This is a genomic window from Phenylobacterium sp., assembly GCF_036264965.1.
Classification (GTDB): domain Bacteria; phylum Pseudomonadota; class Alphaproteobacteria; order Caulobacterales; family Caulobacteraceae; genus Phenylobacterium.
Genome location: NZ_DATAPY010000124.1, coordinates 41,419 through 62,096, shown reverse-complemented (window position 1 = coordinate 62,096; position 20,678 = coordinate 41,419). Strand labels below are relative to the sequence as shown.

Sequence of the window (20,678 nt, the reverse complement as noted above, 5' to 3'; positions counted from 1 at the left end):
CTTGATGACCGACCTCGGCTTCACCGGCGGCGGCAAGGGCGCCGGCATGGTCTATGTGGCCGGCAAGCCCGACCACAAGATGGACAACGAACAGATGGTCGACCACATCGTCGGACTGGTCGAAGCCAGAGCCGCGGAACTGGCCGCGGTTCCCCAGGCGGCCCCGCCGCCCGCGAGGCGCCAGCCGGCGATGGAGGCCCAGACGTGAACGGCATTGCGGCTGGCGAACGCGAAAGGCGATCTCAAGCTCACAACCCTTCGAGCCCCGCGGCGCGCGAGCGTCTGGCTGTGGGCATGGCCGCGGCGGCCGCCCAGGTGGAGGCTGTGCTCGACGATCTGCTTCCAAAGCCGAGCGGACTGCACGCGCGCGCCCAGGAGGCGATGCGATACGCCGTGTTCGCCGGCGGCAAGCGGCTGCGGCCGTTCCTGGTCCTGGAGAGCGCGGCGCTGTTCGGGACGCCCTCGACCGGCGCGCTGCGCGTCGCGGCGGCCATCGAGGCCCTGCACACCTATTCCCTGGTGCACGACGATCTGCCGGCGATGGATGACGACGATCTGCGACGGGGCAAGCCCACCGTGCACCGACAGTTCGACGAGGCCACCGCCATCCTGGCCGGAGACGGCCTGCTCACCTTGGCGTTCGAGCTGCTCGCCGATCCCGCCACCCATCCCTCCGGCGAGGTCCGCGCGGAGCTTGTGGCCAGCCTGGCGCGGGCGGCGGGCAGCGACGGCATGATCGGCGGCCAGATGATCGACATCGAGGCCCCGACGCGCCGCCTGGACATCGACCAGATCATCGAACTGCAAGCCAAGAAGACCGGCGCCCTGTTCGAATTCTCCTGCCTGGCCGGCGCGATCCTCGGCCAGGCGTCTCGCGGCGAGCGGGCGGCGCTCTTCGCGTTCGCGCGCGATTTCGGCCTGGCCTTCCAGATCAGCGACGACCTGATCGATGTGGAGGGGTCCGCCGAACTCGCCGGCAAGCAGGTCGGCAAGGACGCCGCGCAGGGCAAGGCCACGCTGGTGTCGCACTGGGGTGTCGAGCCGGCCCGGAACGAGGCCGCCCGCCTCGCGGCGCGGGCGTGCGAGGCTCTGGCGCCCTTCGGCGAGGGCGCCGAGCGCCTCCGAACCCTGCCCTTCTACCTGCTCGACCGCCGCACCTGAACGAAACATGCAGCTGCCTGATTGGTTGGAATGTCTGAAGAGGCTTACATGAGCGTCGCCCGTCCGTTGCTAGACCAGATCAATGTCCCTGCGGACCTGCGGGATCTCTCCAGGGAGGACCTCAGGCGGCTGGCCGACGAGCTGCGGCAGGAGACGATCGACGCCGTCTCGGTGACCGGCGGACATCTGGGCGCCGGTCTCGGGGTCATCGAGCTCACCGTCGCCCTGCACCATGTTTTCGACACCCCCCGCGACCGGCTGATCTGGGACGTCGGGCATCAGGCCTACCCACACAAGGTGCTCACCGGGCGGCGCGCGCGCATCCGCACCCTGCGCCAGGGCGGCGGCCTGTCCGGCTTCACCAAGCGCAGCGAGAGCGAATACGATCCGTTCGGCGCGGCGCATTCGTCGACCTCGATCTCCGCCGGCCTGGGAATGGCCGTGGCCCGCGACCTTTCCGGGGGCGACAATCGCGTCATCTGCGTGATCGGTGACGGCGCCATGAGCGCCGGCATGGCCTACGAGGCGATGAACAACGCCGGAGCGCGCAAGGGTCAGCTGCTGGTGATCCTCAACGACAACGACATGTCGATCGCACCGCCGGTCGGCGCCCTCAGTCGCCATCTCGCCCAGATCGTCTCCTCCAAGAGCTACCAGAACCTGCGTGCGTTCGGTCGGGGCATCGCCGAACATCTGCCGCGGCCGCTGCACCACGCCGCCGCCCGCGCCGAGGAATACGCCCGCGGCATACTGGCGGGCGGCACGATGTTCGAAGAGTTGGGTTTCCTCTATCTGGGCCCGATCGATGGCCACAATCTCGACCACCTGCTCCCGGTGCTGGAGAACATCCGGGACAACGGCCTGGACGGGCCGGTCCTGCTGCATGTCGTGACGGAGAAGGGCCATGGCTACGCGCCCGCGGCGAGCTCGGCGGACAAGCTGCACGCGGTGTCGAAATTCGACGTGGTCACCGGGGTCCAGGTGAAGCCGAAGGCGGTTGCGCCGACCTACACCAAGGTCTTCGCCGACGCTCTGGTGCGCGAGGCCGCCGGCGACGACCGCATCGTGGCCATCACCGGCGCCATGCCCTCCGGCACCGGCCTGGACGTGTTCGGCCGGCATTTCCCCGGTCGCATGTTCGACGTCGGCATCGCCGAGCAGCACGCGGTGACCTTCGCCGCAGGTCTCGCGACCGAGGGCTACAAGCCCTTCTGCGCCATCTACTCGACCTTCCTGCAGCGCGCCTACGATCAGGTGATCCACGACGTCGCCCTGCAGGGCCTGCCCGTGCGCTTCGCCATTGACCGCGCGGGGCTCGTGGGCGCCGACGGGGCGACCCACGCCGGGGCCTTCGACATGGCCTATCTCGGGTGCCTGCCGGGCTTCGTGATCATGGCGGCCTCCGATGAGGCGGAACTGGTGCATATGGTCGCCACAGCCGCCGCCTACGACAAGGGGCCCATCGCCTTCCGCTACCCCCGCGGCGACGGCATCGGCGTCCCCCTCCCGGCCCAGGGCGAGGTGCTGCGTATCGGCCGCGGGCGCGTGCTGCGCGAGGGCAAGGACGTGGCTCTCCTCAGCGTCGGAACCCGTCTCCAGGCCGCGCTGGCGGCCGCCGACCATCTGGGCTCGCGCGGCATTTCCTGCACGGTCGCCGACGCGCGGTTCGTCAAGCCCTTCGACCGCGATCTCGTCCGCCGGCTGGCGCAGAGCCACCACATGCTGGTCACCATCGAAGAGGGTTCGATCGGCGGCTTCGGCAGTCAGGTGCTCGACTACCTGGTCAACAACGACCTGATGCGGTCGGGCCTGGCGGTGCGCACCCTGGTCCTCCCCGACGAGTTCCAGGACCACGACGACATGGTGAAACAATATGCGCGGGCCGGACTGAACGGCGGCGACATCGCGCGCGTTGTGGAGACCAGCCTCGCCAGGACAGCCTGAGCCCAGCCCATGCGCAAATTGAGTTCGCTGATCCTTGCCGTGGCGGTGGCGGCCGGCGTTCCGGTCCTCCCCGTCCAAGCGCAGCCTGCCGATCCAGCCGCGACGCAGATCGCCGCCTTCGATACGGCCCTGCTCGACGTCATGAAGCAGGCCAAGAAGCTCGGGCCGCGCGGGCGCTACGATGCGCTCAAACCCGCCATCGAGCAGGCCTTCGATCTGCCGATGATGACGCGCTTCGCCGTCGGATCGGGCTGGAGCGCCCTGCCGCCGGATCAGCAGGCTGAATTGGTCAAGGCGTTCGCCCACATGACCACGGCGACCTACGCCCACAATTTCGACCGCTACGACGGCGAGAAGTTCACCATCGACAAGGTCGACACCCGCGGCCCCGACAAGCTGGTGCGGACCCGTCTCACCGGGGCTGGCGCTCCGACCGAACTGGCCTACCGGATGCGTCAGTCCGGCGGCGGCTGGAAGGTGATCGACGTCTACTACAACGGCGCCGTGAGCTCCATGCTGGGCCAGCGCTCCGAATTCGCCGCGACCCTCAGCTCAGGCGGCGCGGCGGCCCTGGCGAAGAAGCTCAACAGCCGCGCCAACCAGCTCGTCGAGAGCAAATAACCCGGCGCGATCGGAGCCGCCGCGCCTATGCAGCGCGGCGCCGGGTTGGTGGGGACTCCGGGGGTCGAACCCGGACGGATTGCTCCGAGCGATTTTAAGTCGCTTGCGTCTACCAGTTCCGCCAAGTCCCCGTCCGGACGAGGCTTATCTGACCGCGCATTTGCGGTCGATAGGGCCTTGGAGCGCTAAGCCGCCATCACCGCCGGCGCGTCGCCGCCCAGGCCCGACTCGAAGTCCTGCAGGATATCCAGGAGCTCGCTGACGTTGGCTTCCAGCGGCTTGCCCTTCGGGAACCGGAACCGCCAGAACGAGGCGATGTGGCTGACCACGCCGGCGCCCTCGCCCAACGCCACCAGCATTTCGGGCGAGCGCAGCAGGAAGTCGCGGAACGCCGTGGCGTTGCCGTCCCGGGTCAGTTCCGAGAACACGCCATCATAAAGCCGCAGGTAGTCGGCCACCGACTTCACCTGCCGCTCGATATTGTCGTGCAGTCGCACCTTCAGGGTTCGCACCAGCGACTCATGCTCGAAATCGCGCGGGCCCACGGTCCTGACCTTCATCAGCTCGACCAGCACCTCGCGCAGCTTCGGCCAGAGGCTGTTCAGCACCCATTTGTAATAGAGGAAGCCCTTCCAGGCGAAGATGCCCTCCCGATAGCTCTCGCCCTCAAGGCGCAGGGTCAGGCGCAGGGGCTCGAGCCGCTCGTCGTTGCGGGTCGACAGCAACGCCTCCACCAGGCGGCTGATATTCGCCTCGCTGGAGGTGCGCCCCTTGTAGGCCAGATCGATCAGCCTTCCGATCTCGCGGCCCACGAACTGCTGCATGGTGGCCAGGTCGCCGGGCGAGATTTCGAAGTGGGTCTCGGCGACCTCGAACCCGCGCCGCTTCATGTGCTCGCGCAGCAGGAAGGGATCGAGCGAGGGCAGTTCGTCCAGCGCCTCCAGCACGCCGGCGTCGCGGCCCAGGTCGAAGCTGTCGCCGGCCAGTTCCTGCAGGCTTTCCATCCAGCCGCGGTCGCCGACGAACAGCGACCGGCCGCCCAGGCTCAGGTCCGAGCGCTCGAACGGAACGATCAGCTTGGTGGCGGTGCGATGGCGGGTGGAGACGGTGGCGATCTCGTTGGCGCGCAGCCGGTGCTTCAGGATCACCGCGGCGTTCAGCGCCGGCGCCAGGAACATGGGATGCGCCTGGTGTTCAGGGTTCTCGGCATGCTTCACCGCCAGGGCCGCGAGGTTCAGTACCCGGCTGGTCGAGGCCGTGCGCTCCAGCGCTCGCATGCTGCGGTAGGTCTCAGCCACGACGTCGCCCCCGACCAGAAGCCTTAAGGTTACGCAGAACTACTTAGGGACTGTGCCAGCCAAAGACGAAGGGGCCCTTAATTCGGATTGTCTTGTTCGCTGAACTTCGTCGGCCTGAGGCGGCTAGCCGTTGCGAAGCACCAGACCGCCCGTCCGGCCCGCCGGGCGGCGCAGGTCGTCATTGGCGGTGCGCAGCGGCGCGCGGCGCTCGCCGCCGATCGCGCGCCAGACCTGGGCGAACAGCTCGCGCACCTCCGCCGAGGCCGAGCCCCGCTGGTCGATCTCCAGCACCGAGCGCATCTGGGAGAAGGCGGTCTGGTAGATCAGCCGCGAGCGCAGCACGGCCGGCGTCACCGGCAGGCCTGCGAAGCGCAGCGCCTCGAAGGCCTTCACCACCGAGGGCGGTTCGACGCCGTTGCGCGGCGCCGGGCATTGGTTCAGCACGATCATCCCCTCGCGGCCCAGCCGCTGGATGATCGCCACGGAGCGCACCGCGGCGGCCAGGTCGAGATAGGTCGGCCGCGACACCGCCAGGCAGAGGTCGGCCACCTTCACCGCCTCGGCGACGTCCGCGTCCGGCGCGGCCGGGGTGTCGATGATCAGCAGGTCGGCGCCCGCGCGGCGGCAGGCCTCGGTGAGCGTGAACAGCTTGGACGCGCTGGTCTCGAAGAACAGGCCCGCGGCCTCGTCGCGCTCGCGCAGCACCTCGCAGGCGGAGCGCAGCGGGTCGGCGTCGGCCAGCACCGCCTTCACCCCGGCGGCCCGCGCCGCCAGCGCCAGGTTAACCGCGACCGTGGTCTTGCCGGCCCCGCCCTTGCGGGACATCACCGCCAGTGTCTTCACCCGAGGCCTCCCAACAGGCCGCGCCCTTGAAAGGGCGCTGGGCGTCCGTCCCCGAACGCGCTCGCGGTCGTGACTAATGCACAGACTTATCCACAGGGCAAAGCGAGTTTGCAGCGGGGCCCCGCCGCACGGCGGCGCGGCTCCCGGCCTGACGGTGAAGGTCCGAGGAACGCCCTCAGTGCGAAAATTCTTGAATCCGCTCGAGGTTCTGACGCTCGTCCTGCCGCCGCTGGGAAAGTTCATCGCTGCTGTAGCAGGTCTTCTTCGGCATCAGGCTACCGGTGACCTGCTCGGTCTTGCAGATCAACCTAGGCTTTTCCGTCTTCTTAGCCGCCGGCGCAGCCGTAGCCGTAGCCGTAGCCGTAGCCTCGGCCGGCTTGGCCGCGACGGTGGTCGCCGCAGCGGCGGCGGCCGGAGTGGTGTCGGCCATCAGGACCGTCGCAGCAAGCAGCGCACTCAACAACAAGAGGAACTCTCCCAGGATAACGTGTGATCTGGAGCCATAGCCGAAGGGCGGCCGGCCGCCAAATCAAGTTACAGCGGTATCAGGTTCCATTTCCCTAACGCTGGCCACGCCCTCGGCCTTCAGCGCCGCGATCAGTTCCGCCACCGTGGCCGCCAGCTCCTGCGGATCGCGCCCGCGCAGCACCAGGTTCGAGCCGAACTGCGTCCCGTCGAAGAACGGATAGCTGCCCAGCGACATGGCCGGATGCGCCTTGGCGACCGCCTCCAGCGGGGCGGCGATCACGCTCTCGCCGGAGCCCTCGACGCGCACGGTGCGCGACACCGTCACCGTCCCGCCGCGCAGACGCGGGCCGACGTCCTCCAGCATGCCGCGCATGATCGACGGCACGCCGGCCAGGACGAAGACATTGCCGATGGTGAAGCCGGGCGGTCCCTGCACCGGGTTCTTCACCAGCTCGCCGCCGACCGGCACCCGCGCCATCCGCCGCATCGCCGCGTTCATCACCGCGCCGGGCCGAGAGCGCACCCGCGCCTCGATCAGCTCGATGATCTCCGGGTGTTCGTAGAGCTCGACGCCAAACGCGGCGGCCACCGCGTCAGCGGTGATGTCGTCGTGCGTCGGCCCGATGCCGCCGGTGGTGATCACGTAGTCGTAGCGGGTCCGAAGAGCATCCAGCGCGGCGATGATCTCCTCGTGCACGTCCGGCACCGTCCGCGCCTCGGCCAGGTCCACCCCGTGAACGGCCAGGTACCTGGCGATGTCGCGCAGGTTGGTGTCCTGCGTCCGCCCCGACAGAATCTCGTCGCCGATGATCAGCACCGCGGCGGTGACCCGCCCATCTTCGCCGCTCGCCATCCGCCGATCCCTCACCTAAATCTCACGCCTCCCGCTCGGACTAGCCCCGCCCATGCGCCTTCCGCAACTGTTCCTCGCCGCCGTCTTGTTCACACTCGCCGCCCCGTCGATCCACGCGGCGCCCAAGACGCCCTACGGACGCGCCATGACGCCCTTCGTTGCGGAACTAAACCGCCAATGCCCGGGACGCGACCTGCAGGACCTGTCCGCCGGCGACCTTGAGCTGATCATGGAAGGTTTCGTCGAACGCCTGACGCCGGCCCAGCGCCACAAGGTCGAGGATGCGGTCGGCTACCGCTGCGCCCGCGTCGAGGCCGGCCTGACCTGCGCCAATATCGCCTCGCTCGACACCTTCCATCGCCTGGGCGTGCTCGGTAGCTTCGTCCGCGAGGCCTGCGCGACCAAGTGGACCTGCAAGGCCTTCGCCGCCTGCACGCAGACCCAGCCCTGATGGACTTCCCCTCGCCGCTCGCCCGCGGGACCCTCGTCAGCCGCTACAAGCGCTTCTTCGCCGACGTCACCCTGGACGACGGGCGCGAGATCACCGCCCACTGCCCGAACCCCGGCGCCATGCTGGGCCTCAACACGCCGGGCCTCAGGGCCTACGTCTCCCGCTCCGATGACCCCAAGCGCAAGCTCGCCCACACGCTCGAACTGGTGGAGGCCGACGGCGGCCTGGTCGGCATCAACACCCTGAAGTCGGACGTTGCAGTAACTCCGGCGTTGGTGGGCGTGAACACGATGCGGGCGAACGGATTGGTCGCTGAAGCCCTCAAACGGGAAGCCATCCCGGAACTGTCGGGCTACGGTTCAGTTCGCGCGGAGGTCCGTTACGGCACAGCGAGCCGCGTGGATTTCCTGCTCGAAGGCTCGAACCGTCCGGCCTGCTGGTTGGAAGTCAAAAGCGTGACTTTGCATCGCGGGGACGGACTGGCCGAATTTCCAGACTGCGTATCGGAACGGGGACTTCGCCATGTCGCCGAATTGCGGGCCAAGGTAGAAGCCGGAGAGCGCGCCGTCGTCCTGTTCGTTGTCCAGCGAAACGACTGTGACCGCTTTTCGTTGGCTTCCGATCTCGACCCTGTTTTCAGCGACAATCTGCGGAAGGCCACGACCAGAGGAGTCGAAGCTCTGGCCTATGGCTGTGAAATGGATCGCCACAGCGTCAGCATCACTCACCGCCTCCGGATGATGTAAAGTCGCCCGCCCGCGCCGGCCAACCGGCGTTACGTCATTGAGGCTTTCGCCCCCGCGGCGCATGGTCAGGCCAACGAGACGCGGTCGGGAGCCCCAATGCGCAACATCTTCAACATCGTCATGCGGCTCGTTTCGAGTTTGCTCGGCGTCCTCATGGTCTGCCTGGGCGGCGTCTGGGTGCTGCAGGGCCTGAACATCGCCTTCAAGGTCGGCTTCATGGTCGGCGACAAGCAGTGGGTGGCCTGGGGCGCGCTCCTCGCTCTGGTCGGCGTCGCCCAGGTGATCTGGAGCAACACCCGGCAGACTTAATTTGAACCGCTCATCCCGGCGAAGGCCGGGATCCAGATCTCAAAGCTCGGTGGCGGCTTGGACTATCTCAGAGTTCAGAGAGCCCACATCTGAGCCATTCCATCTGGGTCCCGGCCTTCGCCGGGATGAGCGGAATCGAGTGTGACCCGTGCACCCCTTAGGCCGCCGTTGAACTTTCGTGGTATCATTGCGACATAGGGCAGACCCCTGGAACGCGACGCACCCGCCATGAACGACACCGCATCCCTGGACCTCGGCGACGCCGATTTCCGCACCGGCCAGATCAAAATCCACACGCCCGCGGACTTCGAGGGCATGCGCGTCGCCGGCAAGCTGGCCGCCGAGTGCCTGGACATGCTGACCCCGCATGTGGTCCCGGGCGTGGTCACCGACCACCTCGACACGCTCGCGCGTGAGTTCATCCTCGACCACGGCGCGCTTCCCGCCTGCCTGGGCTATCGCGGCTACGCCAAGACCGTCTGCATCAGCGCCAACCACGTGGTCTGCCACGGCATCCCCGGCGAGCGGATCTTGCGCGAGGGCGACATCGCCAACATCGACGTCACCGTCATCGTCGACGGCTGGCACGGCGACACCAGCCGCATGTACGGCGTCGGCGCCGTGGCCCCGCGCGCCAAGCGCCTGATCGACGTCACCTACGAAGCCATGCAGCGCGGCCTCGACGCCACCAAGCCCGGCGCGCGGACCGGCGACATCGGCTTTGCGATCCAGTCCTACGTCGAGAGCATGCGCTGCTCGGTGGTCCGCGACTTCTGCGGCCACGGCCTGGGCAAGGTGTTCCACGACGCGCCGAACATCCTTCACTTCGGCCAGCGCGGCACGGGCGAGTTGCTGCGGCCGGGTATGTTCTTCACCATCGAGCCGATGGTGAACCTGGGCAAACACCAGGTGAAACTGCTCGCCGACGGCTGGACCGCGGTGACCCGGGACAAGTCGCTCTCCGCCCAGTGCGAGCACTCCATCGGCGTCACCGAGACCGGCTACGAGGTCTTCACCGGCTCGCCCACCGGCCAGTTCAGGCCGCCGATGATCAGCGCCTGACGCCGCGGCGCCCTTGCCGCGCCCGCGAAAACGCCCGACCCTGGCCGCGATCGTCTTGGGAGGGACCGCCATGAAAGCCGCAGCCGCCGCCATCGCCGCGCTGGCCATCGCGATTCCGACCGCCGTGGGCGCCGACGCCACGGCCCTCGGCATCGGCTACATCTGCGGGGCGGAGCATCGCGGGCCGGTCGCCACGGCGGCCAATGCGGTGATGCTGGCCGGCGTCGGCAACGGGTCTTCGCCCGCCGACACCGCCAACGCCCAGGCCCAGGCCTGGTACAACGAGGGCCTCAACCTCTATCACGCCTTCAACCACAACGAAGCCCGCGCCGCCTTCGCCAAGGCCGCGGAACTGGATCCCAACTGCGCGCTCTGCGAGTGGGGCGTGGCGCTGGGTCTCGGCCCGACGCTGAACTATGGCGTGACGGAAGAGGAAACGGCGCTCGCCCTCAGTCATGCCGAGCGGGCGAAGAAGCTGGCCAAACCCGGCGACATGCGGACCCAGGGTCTGATCGACGCGATCATCCTCCGCTCCGCCAAGGACAAGCCGCTGGTCCGCGATCTCGACTTCGGCAAGGCCATGGACGACCTCGCCCGGCGCTACCCGGCCGATGACGAGATCGCCAACCTGGCGGGCCAGGCGCTGATGATCCCCGGCCGCGGCGGCAACCCGCAGGCGGTCGCCCGCGCCACCGAGTTGATCAAGGGCGTGCTGGCGCGGCATCCCGACGACACCGCCGCGATCCACTACTACATCCACGCCACCGAGTTCGAAGGCCGCCCGGGCGAGGCCCTGCCCTACGCCGAGAAGCTGGCGCGCCTGGCGCCCGGCGCCAGCCATCTGGTGCACATGGCGGCCCACACCCTGATGCACGTCGGCCAGTACGAGCAGGTCGCCATCGTCGACGCCGAGGCCCTGAAGGTCGACGCCGACACCGAGGCGCGGCTGGGTTACCAGGGCCCGCTCTCCAGCCAGATGTACTATCTGCACAACTACACCTTCGGGCTCGCAGGCGCCCTGATGGCCGGCGACGCCAAGCTCGCGCTCAAGTACGCCGACCACGCCGACGTGGCCTTCCCGGCCGGCGCGGACGACGGCAAGATCATGCTGCCGGCCGGCCTGACCCGGGTGCAGCGCACCGCCGACCAGCGCACCACCGTCGACGCCCGCAGCCTGGTGGCCTATGGCCGCTATGCGCCGGCCCGGGCGCTGGCCCTGCCCGACAACGCCGCCGACCCGCGCTACGTGCGCCTCTATCGCCACTACGCCCGCGGCGAGGCCTTCGCGACCCGCGGCGACGCGGCCGGCGTGCAGCGCGAGGCCGAGGCGCTGAGCGCCCTCGGCGCGGAAGCCCAGAAAGCCAGCGAGACCGGCAACGCCGATCAGGCCGCCATCGCCGCCGATGTCCTCATCGGCCGCGCGGCGCTGCTCAGCCACGACCCGGCCAAGGCCGCCGAAGCCTTCGGCCGCGCCGCCACGCGCCAGGAAAAGGCCTATCCCTTCGCCAAGAACTTCGACCCGCCGCCCTGGTGGTATCCGGTCCGCCGCAGCCTGGCCGCCGCCGACCTCGCCGCCGGCAAGCCCGACGACGCGGTGCGCGAAGCCAGGGCCAGCCTCGCCGCCTGGCCGCAGGACGCCCTGGCCCTCAAGGTGCTGTCGCAGGCCGAGGCCAAACAGGGCCACGCCGCCGACGCCGCCCGCGACATGGCCGAGGCCAGGAAGGTCTGGCGAGGCGACCTTGCCAAGGCGTCGCTGGCGCTCATCTAGACAGTGACGCTTTTCCTTGCCAATTCGGAACACATGGGGAACATTACTCGCCCATGGACACTCCGCTTTCCGTCGAGGACGCCGGCGCTCAGCCTGACCTCTGGTTGACCCCGCGGCGCGCGCCCAAGGACCGCCCGCACTATCTCGGCCACCGCGACCGCCTGCGCGACCGCGCGACGGCCGGTGGCCTGGCGGCTCTGCCCGACTACGAGCTCCTGGAGCTCTACCTGTTCCGCGCCATCCCGCGCGGCGACGTCAAGCCGCTGGCCAAGCAGCTGCTGGCGCGTTTCGGCTCGCTCGGCGGCGTGCTGGGCGCGACGCCCGAGGAACTGCGCACCGTCAAAGGCGTGGGCGAGGCGCTCGCCCTGGACCTCAAGCTGCTGCACGAAGCATCCCTGCGCTCAGCCCGCGAGCAGGTGGCCCGCCGCCCGGTGATCTCCTCATGGTCGGCCTTGCTGGCCTATGTGAAGACCGCCCTGGCGCACGAGGCGCGCGAGCAGTTCCGCGTCCTCTTCCTCGACAAGAAGAACCAGTTGATCGCCGACGAGGTGATGAACCGCGGCACCGTCGATCACGCCCCGGTCTATCCGCGCGAAGTGGTGCGCCGCGCCCTCGAACTGTCGGCCAGCGCGGTGATCCTGGTGCACAACCATCCCACTCAGGGAACTTTCGTCCCGCAGGATCACGGCCTAAACCGGATGAACCCCTTGAATAATCTGCCTTTATGACTGGATGTGATTGACCGTGAAGATCCCCTTGGGAGCCTAGTCACTCCCGACAAACCGTCCCCACTTACATCCCCTTACCGTCCCCAGTTGCAGGCGCCTTCGTAAGCGCCTGAAGTCGGGCGAACGCCTCGAAATCCACCTGGAGGACGCGGGCAGGATCCGGGGACAGCGGGTCAACAGCATCCGCTTGGTCATGGGCCCAACTCAGCCACCCCGATCGCCGAGCATCCGCGCAGAGGTCCGGCGCATCTTCCACCGCGGCTATGAAGGTCCGAAGATCCTGAGCTTTTCTCCATGCTGATGCCTGTGCATGGAGCCGTTCGATCACCGCGACTTGCGTGGCCTGGAGCTTTTGGATTTCGGCTTGCCTGGCGGCTCGCGCTGCCGCCTCCGCCGCCCGGATACCCTCCAGGCGTTTGTTTTCCCGGGCTGCGAAGGCCCGCCCTACCAGGATGCGCATCACCTCGTTGAGACGGTCCTCTACACGCAGATTGCGGCCGTCCTGAAGGTAGGTGTCGTAGTCACTCCGCCGGATCGAAAATTGGTTAGAGCTGAGATAGTCGTACTTCGGCGCATAGAACCACGTGCCCTTCTGGGTCTTCCGCTGCTCCTCGGGCGTGAGCCGATGGATGCGCCGCTCTACGGTTTCGTAAACGCCAATCTTGCCGTACTTCACGCAGACCTTCTTCAGGCCAACGTCCGAAATCCCAATTTCCGCTGCCAGATCGCGCATCGGGCGGGTCCAAACCAGCTCATGGAGCTGCTGCCGAGTGAAGCGTTTGCGGGCCACGTTCGACTCCCTGAAGACGGCTTAGGCTTTGGGGATATGCACCATATTTTGAGCACTAAGTTACAGAACGCATGATTTTTGGTGCATCCATCTTGCCATTAGGCTTGCGTAAAGGCGGCGCGCCCCATAAATGGTGCGTTACCGTTCTTAGCTATCGATTTCTGGTGCAAAGATGAAAGCGTCAAAGGCTCAGTCCGCCCTTCCCCTGCCGATCAGCCGCGCCCTGGCGACGCTAGGACGCGACATCTCCACCGCGCGGCGGCGCCGCAGCATGACCATCGCCGCCCTAGCGGAACGCGCCTTCGTTGGCCGCAACACTATCACCCGGGTGGAACGGGGCGACCCCGGCGTGGCGCTCGGCATTTACGCCACGGTGCTATTCGTGTTGGGCCTCGCCGACCGCCTGGGCATGCTGGCCGATCCGACCACCGACCGGGTGGGCCTCACCCTGGCTGAGGAGCAGTTGCCCAAGCGGGTGCGCGCCAAGGCTGAGGTCCGCTAAAAATGGACCGCGAGATCGAAGTGCATATCGACTGGGACGGCGCGACCCGACCGGTTGGCCGGCTGTGGGCTCGGGCGAAGGGCGCCCGCCAAACCTGCTCCTTCGCATACGACCCGGCTTGGCTGGGCCTAGGTGGCGCGTTCTCACTCGACCCCAACTTGCCCTTAGTCCGCGGCGACGCTCACTGGGACGGCGGCCTATTCAACGCCTTCAGCGACCCGGCGCCTGACCGCTGGGGCCGCAACCTCATGGGCCGCCGCGAGCGCGCCGCCGCCAAGGCCGAGGGCCGCGCGCCCCGCACCCTGATGGAGGCGGATTTCCTGATGCTGGTGGAGGATCAGACGCGCCTCGGCGCCCTGCGCTTCCGCGACGTGGGTGCCCAGGCCTTTCAGACTGCCGACGCCCGCCCCGTGCCGCCGCTGGTCGCCTTACCCAAGCTGCTGGGCGCCGCCCGCCGCATCCTCGACGACAAGGAGACCGACGGGGACCTGCGCCTGCTGCTGGCGCCGGGCAGCTCGCTCGGCGGCGCCCGCCCGAAGGCGTCGGTGCTCAGCGCCGATGGCCAGTTGCTGATGGCCAAGTTCCCCAGCCAGACCGACGACTGGCCGGTCCCGATCTGGGAGTCCGTGGCCATGACCTTGGCCGAGCGCGCCGGCGTCGTCGTCCCCGCATTCCAACTGCGCCATGTGGCCAAGAGGCCGGTGTTCATGATGACGCGCTTCGATCGGTCGGCCAGCGGCCAGCGCAAGCCCTTCTGTTCAGCACTTACCGCGCTCGGCGCCGCCGACGGCGAGACCCGCAGCTACCTGGAACTGGTGGACGTGCTGCGCCAGGGCGGCGCCGACGCTCCCGGCGACGCCGTCCAACTCTGGCGGCGCATGGTCTTCAATATCCTGATCTCCAATACCGATGACCACCTGCGCAACCATGGATTCCTGCGCGACCCGCGGGGCTGGCGGCTCTCGCCGGCCTACGACCTCAACCCCATGCCCACCGACGTGAAGCCGCGGGTCCACGCCCTGGCTCTTAACGAGACCGACCCCGAGGCCTCCTTGGGCACGGCGCTGCAGGTCGCCCGTTACTTTACGCTCGGCCAAGCCGACGCGGACGCCATCGCCCGCGAGGTCGGCGCGGCCGTATCGACGTGGCGTGAGACCGCGCTCCAGCACGGGCTGACCACAAACCAGACCGACCGCATGGCCAGCGCCTTCGAGCATGAGGATCTCGCCAAGGCGATCAACTGAGAGAACCCTAGCATTTGTCCGCCTTGGTCTGATCCAACCACTCAATCCAAGTGACACTGGATCTCATCCTCCTAGAGATACTCGTCCAACAGACCGAGCACTCGCAGCTCCTTCTCGTCTGACTCCATCTTCCCGCGCTTCGGCTTGGCTAGAATGGCTGCATGGGCCTCCAGGTCGTGAAGGTTCGACGCCGAGAAAGGATCAAGGGCGTCGGCATGCTGGCGCGCCCAGGCGAGCCACTTGGAGAGCGCTTCGGACGGATGGTCCCGCAGGTGTAGGTCCAACTCCTCTATAAAGGCGTGCATGCGCTTCCTCGATGACGAGGGAGAAGGCTTCAACACCGCTCACGCCTGACGAGCGGGCGTCCATAATTCCGAGCTACGTCAACTCCGAGCTAGCTCACGAACTGGCCGGTGAAACGGTAGTCGAAGCCGCGCGGCAACTCAGCTTCAAGGCTCTCGGCCTGCTTTGAAGCCCTCTTAAGGTTGCCGGTCCGCATCACGCCGGCCCGGCGATCGCCTCCGCGAAGACCCGGGTCAGGCGGCGTCCGCCGATGCCGGGCGGGCCTGCCGATGGCGCTTTCGCCATGTCTCGATGAATCGCAGGAAGAGCGTGAGCGGCATCGGCGTCTGACGCCGGCTGGGATGATAGAGGAACACGCCGTCAATGGATCGGCTCCAACCCTCCAGCACCTCCACCAGTTGGCCTTGCGCCAGGTAGGGAGCCGCCATCTGCTCCGGGAGATAGCCAACGCCGACGCCGTCGAGGACAGCCCTCTGCATCAGGTCGATGTCATTGACGGTCAGCGAGCCCTCGACGGCGGTCTCGATCTGCTCGCCGTCGCGGGTAAACAGCCAGGGCACGATCACCTGGTCCCAGGGTGAGCGGAAGCGGACGCAGTTGTGCGAATGCAGGTCCCGCGGATGCACCGGCGCCGCATGGGTCCGCAGGTAAGCCGGCGCAGCGACCGCCAGGATCCTGAAGCCGTCGCTAATGCGCAGGATGGTCATGTCGCGCTCGACGCGATGACCGACGCGGATTCCGGCGTCGAAACGACCACTGACGATGTCGCTGTTGGTGTCGTCGATCGCGATCTCGACGCGAATGGCGGGATACTCCGCCAGGAACGGCGCGATGAGCGGCGCGAGCAGCATGGTCGCGAACGGCCGCGATGCGGCCAGGCGCAGGGTTCCCATCGGCTTGTCGCGGAAGGCATTGACGCTCTCCAGGGCGTGATCGACGCCGTCGAGGATCGGCTGGATTTCCGCGAGCAGGCGCTCACCGGCTTCCGTCAACGCGACGCTGCGGGTGGTGCGGTTGAACAGCCGGACCCCGAGTTGCTCCTCAAGCGAGCGGATCGTCTGGCTCATCGTCGGCAGGGCGATCCCCACCTGCGCCGCCGCCTTGGTGAAGCTGCGGTGTTCCGCGACCGCCACGAAGGCGCTGAGTTCAGTGAGTTGGACGCGGGTCATTCTTCTTGAACTCCAAATAACCCCTTCAGAAAGTGTGCGGTTATCAAAAGGCCGCGGCCGCTTCAAGTTAGCTGTCCCGGCGCGGTGTGCCGATCCAGCCGCCCGCCTCGACGAACCAATCGGGCGCTCCGAGGTCCTGGAAAGGGCGAAGACGCCCGGGGATCGATTCTGCGCCAACGACCTCAGCGAGCAAGCCGCCCTGGTCACGCCCAAACGGGAGATACGCCATGACCGACTGCAAGACGCGCCGCGCCCGGGGCGCTGGCTGAAATGAACGATGCCAATCCTGCCAGGATCCCGGTGGAAGACCGTGGCGCGTTCGCAGCTGGCGTGAACGACAACCCCGAGCCCCACACCCGCCGGGCCCGCTACCGCAAGCCCCTGATGTTCGCGGCGCCGGTCGTGGCCATCGCCGGAGGCCTGTTCATCTATCTGCACGGCGGCCGCACCGAGGCGACCGACGACGCCTATGTGCAGTCGGTGAAGGTCCAGGTCAGCGCCAACGTCCCGGGCCGCGTGGTGGCAGTCGGGGTGACCAACAATCAGCAGGTTCGGACCGGAGAGATGCTGTTCCGCCTCGACCCGGCGCCCTACCAGGCGATGGTCGACGAAGCGGCGGCGAAGCTCGCCTCGGCCCGCCTGCGGATCGCGGCCCTGCAGGCCAACTATCGCCAGGGCGCCTCCGAACTGAAGGCCGCACAGGACCGATTGCATTTCGCCGAGCGCGAGCGCGACCGGCAACAGGAGCTGCTCGGCCAGGGCATCTCGTCCCAGGCGCAATATGACACCGCCGCCTTGGCCGCCGTCGCCGCCCGCCAGCAGATCGAGACCGTCGCCCAGCAGAACGCCAGCGTGCTGGCGAGCCTGGGCGGCGAGGCCTCTCGGCCGGTCGATGAGAACCCGATCGTCCGCGAGGCCCAGGCGGCGCTCGACCAGGCCAATCTCAAGCTTGGCTACACGACCGTCCGCGCGCCGCAGGACGGCATCGTCACCCGCGTCGACCAGCTGCCGGTGGGCAACTATGTGGAGGCGTCGAAGCCGGTCTTCACCCTGGTCGGGACCAGCCTCTGGATCGAGGCCAACTTCAAGGAAGACCAGTTGCACTACATGCGGCTGGGCCAGCCTGCGACGGTGAAGCTCGACGCCTTCCCCGACCTGAAGCTGCAGGCCCGGTTGGCGAATTTCAGCCCTGGGACCGGCAACACCTTCTCGCTGCTGCCGCCGGAGAACGCGACCGGCAACTGGGTGAAGGTGACGCAGAGGTTGCCGGTTGAATTCGCCCTCGGCCCGACGCCCGGCAACCTGCCGCTACATGCCGGTCTCAGTGCTTCGGTGACGGTCGACACCGGGCATCGCCGCCATCTGTTCGGCGGCGACCCGAAGCCAGCGCGGAGCGTGGCGGTCGCCGCGGCTGCGCCATGACCCAGGCCGACGGCCTGCCCGACGCCGCGACGCGGCTGTTCATCACCGCCTCGGTGATGGCCGCGACCCTGATGAATTCGCTCGACACGACCATCGCCAACGTCGCGCTGCCGCACATCCAGGGCAGCGTCTCAGCGTCGCGCGATCAGATCTCCTGGGTGCTCACCTCCTACATCGTGTCCGCCGCCATCACGATCCCGCTCACCGGCTGGATCGCCGGCCGCTTCGGCCGCAAGCGGCTGATGCTGGTCTCGATCCTGGGCTTCACCATCGCCTCGGGGCTCTGCGGGATCGCAACCAACCTCGGCGAGATCGTCGGCTTCCGGCTGCTGCAGGGCGTATTCGGCGCCGCGCTGCTGCCCATGAGCCAGGCGATCCTGCTGGATATCAATCCGCCTGAGAAACACGGGCAGGCGATGGCCGTCTGGACGATGGGGGCGATCCTGGGGCCGATCCTCGGCCCGGTGCTCGGCGGCTGGCTGACCGACAACCTGTCCTGGCGCTGGGTCTTCTACATCAACCTGCCGATTGGCCTCCTCGCCTTCATCGGCCTGTCGCTCTTCCTGGCCGAGACGCGGTCGGCGAAGCCGGTCAAGCTCGACCTGTTCGGCTTCGCCACGCTCGGCTTGGCGATCGGGGCGTTGCAGCTGTTTCTCGACCGCGGCCAGCAGCTCGACTGGTTCTATTCGACCGAAATCCGCTTCGAGGCGGCGGCATTCGGCATGTTCCTGTTCATGTTCATCGTCCAGACGCTCACCGCGCCGCGGCCGTTCATCGAGCTCGGGCTCTTTGCGGACCGCAACTTCCTGTTCTGCAGCGTGCTGGGATTCCTGCTCGGCGTGCTGGTCTTCGGGGTGCTGTCCATTCTGCCGCAACTGCTGGAGACCCTGATGGGCTATCCGGTGGTGACTACGGGTTTCGTCATGGCCCCGATCGGGATCGGCACCCTGGTCTCGATCACCGTGGTCAGGCGCATCGCCAACAAGGTCGATGCTCGGCTTTTGATGTTTTGCGGCCTGCTGCTGACCGCGGTCGCGGTGTTCATGTTGAGCGGCATGTCGCTGCAGATGGGCCAAAGCTTCGTGACCTTCGCCGGGTTCTGCCAGGGCATGGGCACGGGCCTGCTGTTTGTGCCGCTCTCCACCCTCGCCTTCGCCACCCTCCCCGCGCACTTCCGCAACGAGGGCGCGGCGATGTTCACCCTGATCCGCAACCTTGGCTCTAGCATCGGCATCTCGGCCTTCTCCGTGTTGAGCTACCGCAACACCGAGACGGTGCGCGCGCGACTCGCCGAAGGCCTGCGCCTGGACAATCCCGCCGTGGCCACCATGCCAGGGCATTTCAGCCTCTCCGATCCGACGGGGATCGCCGCCCTTTCCGGCGAGGTCGAGCGGCAGGCCCAGATGGTCGCCTATATCGACGGTTTCTGGCTGCTCGGCGTCCTGGCGATCGCCGCGGTTCCGCTCATCCTGCTCATGCGCTCGCCGCGCCGCGGCGCGCCGAGCGTCAGCCTCCATCTGGAATGATCATGCGCCGCTTCCGTTTCCTCGCCCTGACGCCCCTGCTTGCCCTCGGGCTGGCCGGCTGCGTCGTCGGCCCAGACTTCCATCGCCCTGCGGCGCCCGCGACGACCGCCTATCTGCCGCCCTCGGAAGCTCAGGCCGCCGCCACACCGGCCGGCGGGCCCGTGGCCATATCAGGGGACGCGCCGCTCCGCTGGTGGGCGGCCTACGGCTCGCCGGCGCTCGACGCCCTGGTCGACCGGGCCATCGCCAACAACCGCTCCCTGGCGGCGAGCAACGCCACCTTGGCCCGCAGCCGGGCGGAGCTCGCCGCGGTGCGGGGCTCCGCCCTGCCCCAGGTCGACGTGAACGCTCGCGTCGAACACCAGGAGGTCAATCTCGCGGGCTTCGGCTTCAGGCCAGTGAGCCTGCCGGGACTTTCAAGCAATCCCAACTTCGACCTCTACACGGTCGGCGGCGGGGTCTCTTACGACCTCGACCTCTTCGGCGGCCGGCGGCGGCGGATCGAACAGGCAGGCGCCGAAGCAGAGGCGCAATTGCGCCAGACGCAGGCGGCCCATCTGGCGATCGCCGGACAGGTGGTGATTCAGACCATCACGGTCGCGGCGATCCGCTCGCAGATCGCCGCGGCGGAGGCGCTGATCCTCGAAGATCAGCACAACGTCGAGCTCATCGACCAGCGCCGGCGGGGTGGCGAAGGCACCGTGGTTCAGGTGCTCAATGCCCGCAGCCAGCTGGTCGCCGATCAGGCCCTCCTGCCGCCGCTTCATCAGTCCCTGAGCGAGGCGCAGCACCTGCTCGCAACTCTGGTCGGTGTCGCGCCGGCCGCGTTCGAGGCGCCCGATCTGGATCTCGACGTCCTGCGGCTGCCGGCCAACATACCGGTGTCGCTGCCCTCCGCCTTCGTCCGGCGGCGGCCCGACATCCTGCAGGCCGAGGCCAACCTTCACGCCGCCACCGCCGCGATCGGCGTCGCCACCGCGCGGCTCTATCCGGACATCACGCTCGGCGCCTCGCTCAGCCAGGCGGCGCCGACCGGCGGGAATGTCTTCAAGGACGCGTTCCGCGGCTATGACGTCTTCGCGGGCCTGACCGCACCCGTCTTCCACGGCGGGACGCTCAAAGCGCAGCGCAAGGCCGCGATCGAGGACGCGCGCGCCGCCGACGCCCTCTATCAGGACACAGTGCTGAGCGCCTTCGGACAGGTGGCCGACCTGCTCCAGGCCCTGGCGCACGATCAGCAGACGGTCGAGGCGCAGAGCCAGGCCTTGACCGTGACCGCCTCATCCCTCGACCTGTCGCGCCGCAGCTTCGCGGCCGGGAACTCCGGCGTCCTGGAGATCCTCGACGCCGAGCGCATCCATCAGCGTTCGCTCTCAGGGCTGGTCGACGCGCGCACGCGGCAATATCTCGACAGCGCCCGGCTGTTCGTCGCGACGGCGGGCGGCTGGACCGGAACGCCGGGCGACTGAC

Annotated in this window: 21 protein-coding genes, 1 tRNA gene and 1 pseudogene; 15 read left to right on the top strand and 8 right to left on the bottom strand. The window is 68.0% G+C overall.

The window, feature by feature from the left end:
- From VHS75_RS16625 to VHS75_RS16610, 4 genes and pseudogenes are all read left to right on the top strand, one after another.
- Positions 1 to 208: pseudogene (locus VHS75_RS16625) on the top strand (hypothetical protein); the annotation flags it as partial.
- 86 nt (positions 209 to 294) lie between these two features.
- Positions 295 to 1,161, top strand: a complete 867-nt coding sequence (locus VHS75_RS16620) for a farnesyl diphosphate synthase (RefSeq protein ID WP_329639730.1) — start codon at positions 295 to 297, stop codon at positions 1,159 to 1,161.
- Between the two features lie 48 nt (positions 1,162 to 1,209).
- Complete coding sequence (gene dxs, locus VHS75_RS16615) at positions 1,210 to 3,105, top strand: 1-deoxy-D-xylulose-5-phosphate synthase (RefSeq protein ID WP_329639729.1); 1,896 nt, start codon at positions 1,210 to 1,212, stop codon at positions 3,103 to 3,105.
- Positions 3,106 to 3,114: 9 nt separating this feature from the next.
- Positions 3,115 to 3,726 carry an ABC transporter substrate-binding protein gene (locus tag VHS75_RS16610; RefSeq protein WP_329639728.1) on the top strand — a complete coding sequence of 204 codons (612 nt, stop codon included), beginning with the start codon at positions 3,115 to 3,117 and terminating at the stop codon, positions 3,724 to 3,726.
- A gap of 46 nt (positions 3,727 to 3,772) precedes the next feature.
- On the opposite strand, the gene VHS75_RS16605 is transcribed toward VHS75_RS16610, so the two are convergent.
- From VHS75_RS16605 to VHS75_RS16585, 5 genes are all read right to left on the bottom strand, one after another.
- Positions 3,773 to 3,857: transfer RNA gene (locus VHS75_RS16605), tRNA-Leu, on the bottom strand.
- Between the two features lie 54 nt (positions 3,858 to 3,911).
- Entirely contained in the window at positions 3,912 to 5,024 is a 1,113-nt protein-coding gene (locus tag VHS75_RS16600; protein WP_329639727.1) for a hypothetical protein, read from the bottom strand.
- A 123-nt stretch (positions 5,025 to 5,147) separates the two neighbouring features.
- The gene (locus VHS75_RS16595) at positions 5,148 to 5,867 is read right to left on the bottom strand and encodes a ParA family protein (protein ID WP_329639726.1); all 720 of its coding nucleotides are present in this window, start codon (positions 5,865 to 5,867) and stop codon (positions 5,148 to 5,150) included.
- 175 nt (positions 5,868 to 6,042) lie between these two features.
- The gene (locus VHS75_RS16590; RefSeq protein ID WP_329639725.1) at positions 6,043 to 6,327 is read right to left on the bottom strand and encodes a hypothetical protein; all 285 of its coding nucleotides are present in this window, start codon (positions 6,325 to 6,327) and stop codon (positions 6,043 to 6,045) included.
- Between the two features lie 69 nt (positions 6,328 to 6,396).
- Positions 6,397 to 7,188 carry a competence/damage-inducible protein A gene (locus tag VHS75_RS16585; protein WP_329639724.1) on the bottom strand — a complete coding sequence of 264 codons (792 nt, stop codon included), beginning with the start codon at positions 7,186 to 7,188 and terminating at the stop codon, positions 6,397 to 6,399.
- Between the two features lie 52 nt (positions 7,189 to 7,240).
- Here VHS75_RS16585 and VHS75_RS16580 point away from each other — a divergent pair, with 52 nt between their 5' ends.
- The 6 genes from VHS75_RS16580 to VHS75_RS16555 all read left to right on the top strand — a co-directional run bounded on the left by VHS75_RS16580 (position 7,241) and on the right by VHS75_RS16555 (position 12,252).
- The gene (locus VHS75_RS16580; RefSeq protein WP_329639723.1) at positions 7,241 to 7,639 is read left to right on the top strand and encodes a hypothetical protein; all 399 of its coding nucleotides are present in this window, start codon (positions 7,241 to 7,243) and stop codon (positions 7,637 to 7,639) included.
- Positions 7,639 to 8,385, top strand: a complete 747-nt coding sequence (gene sfsA, locus VHS75_RS16575) for a DNA/RNA nuclease SfsA (protein ID WP_329639722.1) — start codon at positions 7,639 to 7,641, stop codon at positions 8,383 to 8,385. Before VHS75_RS16580 ends, sfsA begins: the two co-directional genes overlap by 1 nt.
- A 96-nt stretch (positions 8,386 to 8,481) precedes the next feature.
- A complete protein-coding gene (locus VHS75_RS16570) occupies positions 8,482 to 8,694 on the top strand; it encodes a hypothetical protein (RefSeq protein ID WP_329639721.1) in 213 nt (70 codons plus the stop codon).
- 228 nt (positions 8,695 to 8,922) lie between these two features.
- Complete coding sequence (map, locus tag VHS75_RS16565; protein ID WP_329639720.1) at positions 8,923 to 9,756, top strand: type I methionyl aminopeptidase; 834 nt, start codon at positions 8,923 to 8,925, stop codon at positions 9,754 to 9,756.
- 70 nt (positions 9,757 to 9,826) lie between these two features.
- On the top strand, positions 9,827 to 11,524 hold the full coding sequence (locus tag VHS75_RS16560) for a hypothetical protein (protein ID WP_329639719.1): 1,698 nt from the start codon (positions 9,827 to 9,829) through the stop codon (positions 11,522 to 11,524).
- Between the two features lie 53 nt (positions 11,525 to 11,577).
- The gene (locus tag VHS75_RS16555) at positions 11,578 to 12,252 is read left to right on the top strand and encodes a JAB domain-containing protein (protein ID WP_329639718.1); all 675 of its coding nucleotides are present in this window, start codon (positions 11,578 to 11,580) and stop codon (positions 12,250 to 12,252) included.
- A 64-nt stretch (positions 12,253 to 12,316) separates the two neighbouring features.
- Here the strand turns inward: VHS75_RS16555 and VHS75_RS16550 are convergent, their stop codons facing one another.
- Complete coding sequence (locus VHS75_RS16550) at positions 12,317 to 13,042, bottom strand: hypothetical protein (protein WP_329639717.1); 726 nt, start codon at positions 13,040 to 13,042, stop codon at positions 12,317 to 12,319.
- A gap of 172 nt (positions 13,043 to 13,214) precedes the next feature.
- Between VHS75_RS16550 and VHS75_RS16545 the strand changes: the two genes are divergently transcribed.
- Positions 13,215 to 13,544: a helix-turn-helix transcriptional regulator gene (locus VHS75_RS16545; RefSeq protein WP_329639716.1), complete on the top strand. Its 330-nt coding sequence runs from the start codon at positions 13,215 to 13,217 to the stop codon at positions 13,542 to 13,544.
- A gap of 2 nt (positions 13,545 to 13,546) precedes the next feature.
- A complete protein-coding gene (locus VHS75_RS16540) occupies positions 13,547 to 14,788 on the top strand; it encodes a type II toxin-antitoxin system HipA family toxin (protein ID WP_329639715.1) in 1,242 nt (413 codons plus the stop codon).
- Positions 14,789 to 14,859: 71 nt separating this feature from the next.
- Here the strand turns inward: VHS75_RS16540 and VHS75_RS16535 are convergent, their stop codons facing one another.
- Together VHS75_RS16535 and VHS75_RS16530 are read right to left on the bottom strand one after the other, a co-directional pair.
- Positions 14,860 to 15,093, bottom strand: a complete 234-nt coding sequence (locus VHS75_RS16535) for a hypothetical protein (RefSeq protein ID WP_329639714.1) — start codon at positions 15,091 to 15,093, stop codon at positions 14,860 to 14,862.
- A 231-nt stretch (positions 15,094 to 15,324) separates the two neighbouring features.
- Positions 15,325 to 16,260, bottom strand: coding sequence for a LysR family transcriptional regulator (locus VHS75_RS16530; protein ID WP_329639713.1), 936 nt, complete (start codon positions 16,258 to 16,260; stop codon positions 15,325 to 15,327).
- Positions 16,261 to 16,530: 270 nt separating this feature from the next.
- Here VHS75_RS16530 and VHS75_RS16525 point away from each other — a divergent pair, with 270 nt between their 5' ends.
- From VHS75_RS16525 to VHS75_RS16515, 3 genes are read left to right on the top strand one after another with little or no spacing between them, the layout of a single operon-like run.
- Complete coding sequence (locus VHS75_RS16525; RefSeq protein ID WP_329639712.1) at positions 16,531 to 17,682, top strand: HlyD family secretion protein; 1,152 nt, start codon at positions 16,531 to 16,533, stop codon at positions 17,680 to 17,682.
- Positions 17,679 to 19,208 carry an MDR family MFS transporter gene (locus VHS75_RS16520; RefSeq protein WP_329639711.1) on the top strand — a complete coding sequence of 510 codons (1,530 nt, stop codon included), beginning with the start codon at positions 17,679 to 17,681 and terminating at the stop codon, positions 19,206 to 19,208. Before VHS75_RS16525 ends, VHS75_RS16520 begins: the two co-directional genes overlap by 4 nt.
- Before the next feature lie 2 nt (positions 19,209 to 19,210).
- On the top strand, positions 19,211 to 20,677 hold the full coding sequence (locus tag VHS75_RS16515) for an efflux transporter outer membrane subunit (protein ID WP_329639710.1): 1,467 nt from the start codon (positions 19,211 to 19,213) through the stop codon (positions 20,675 to 20,677).
- Position 20,678: the final 1 nt, after the last annotated feature.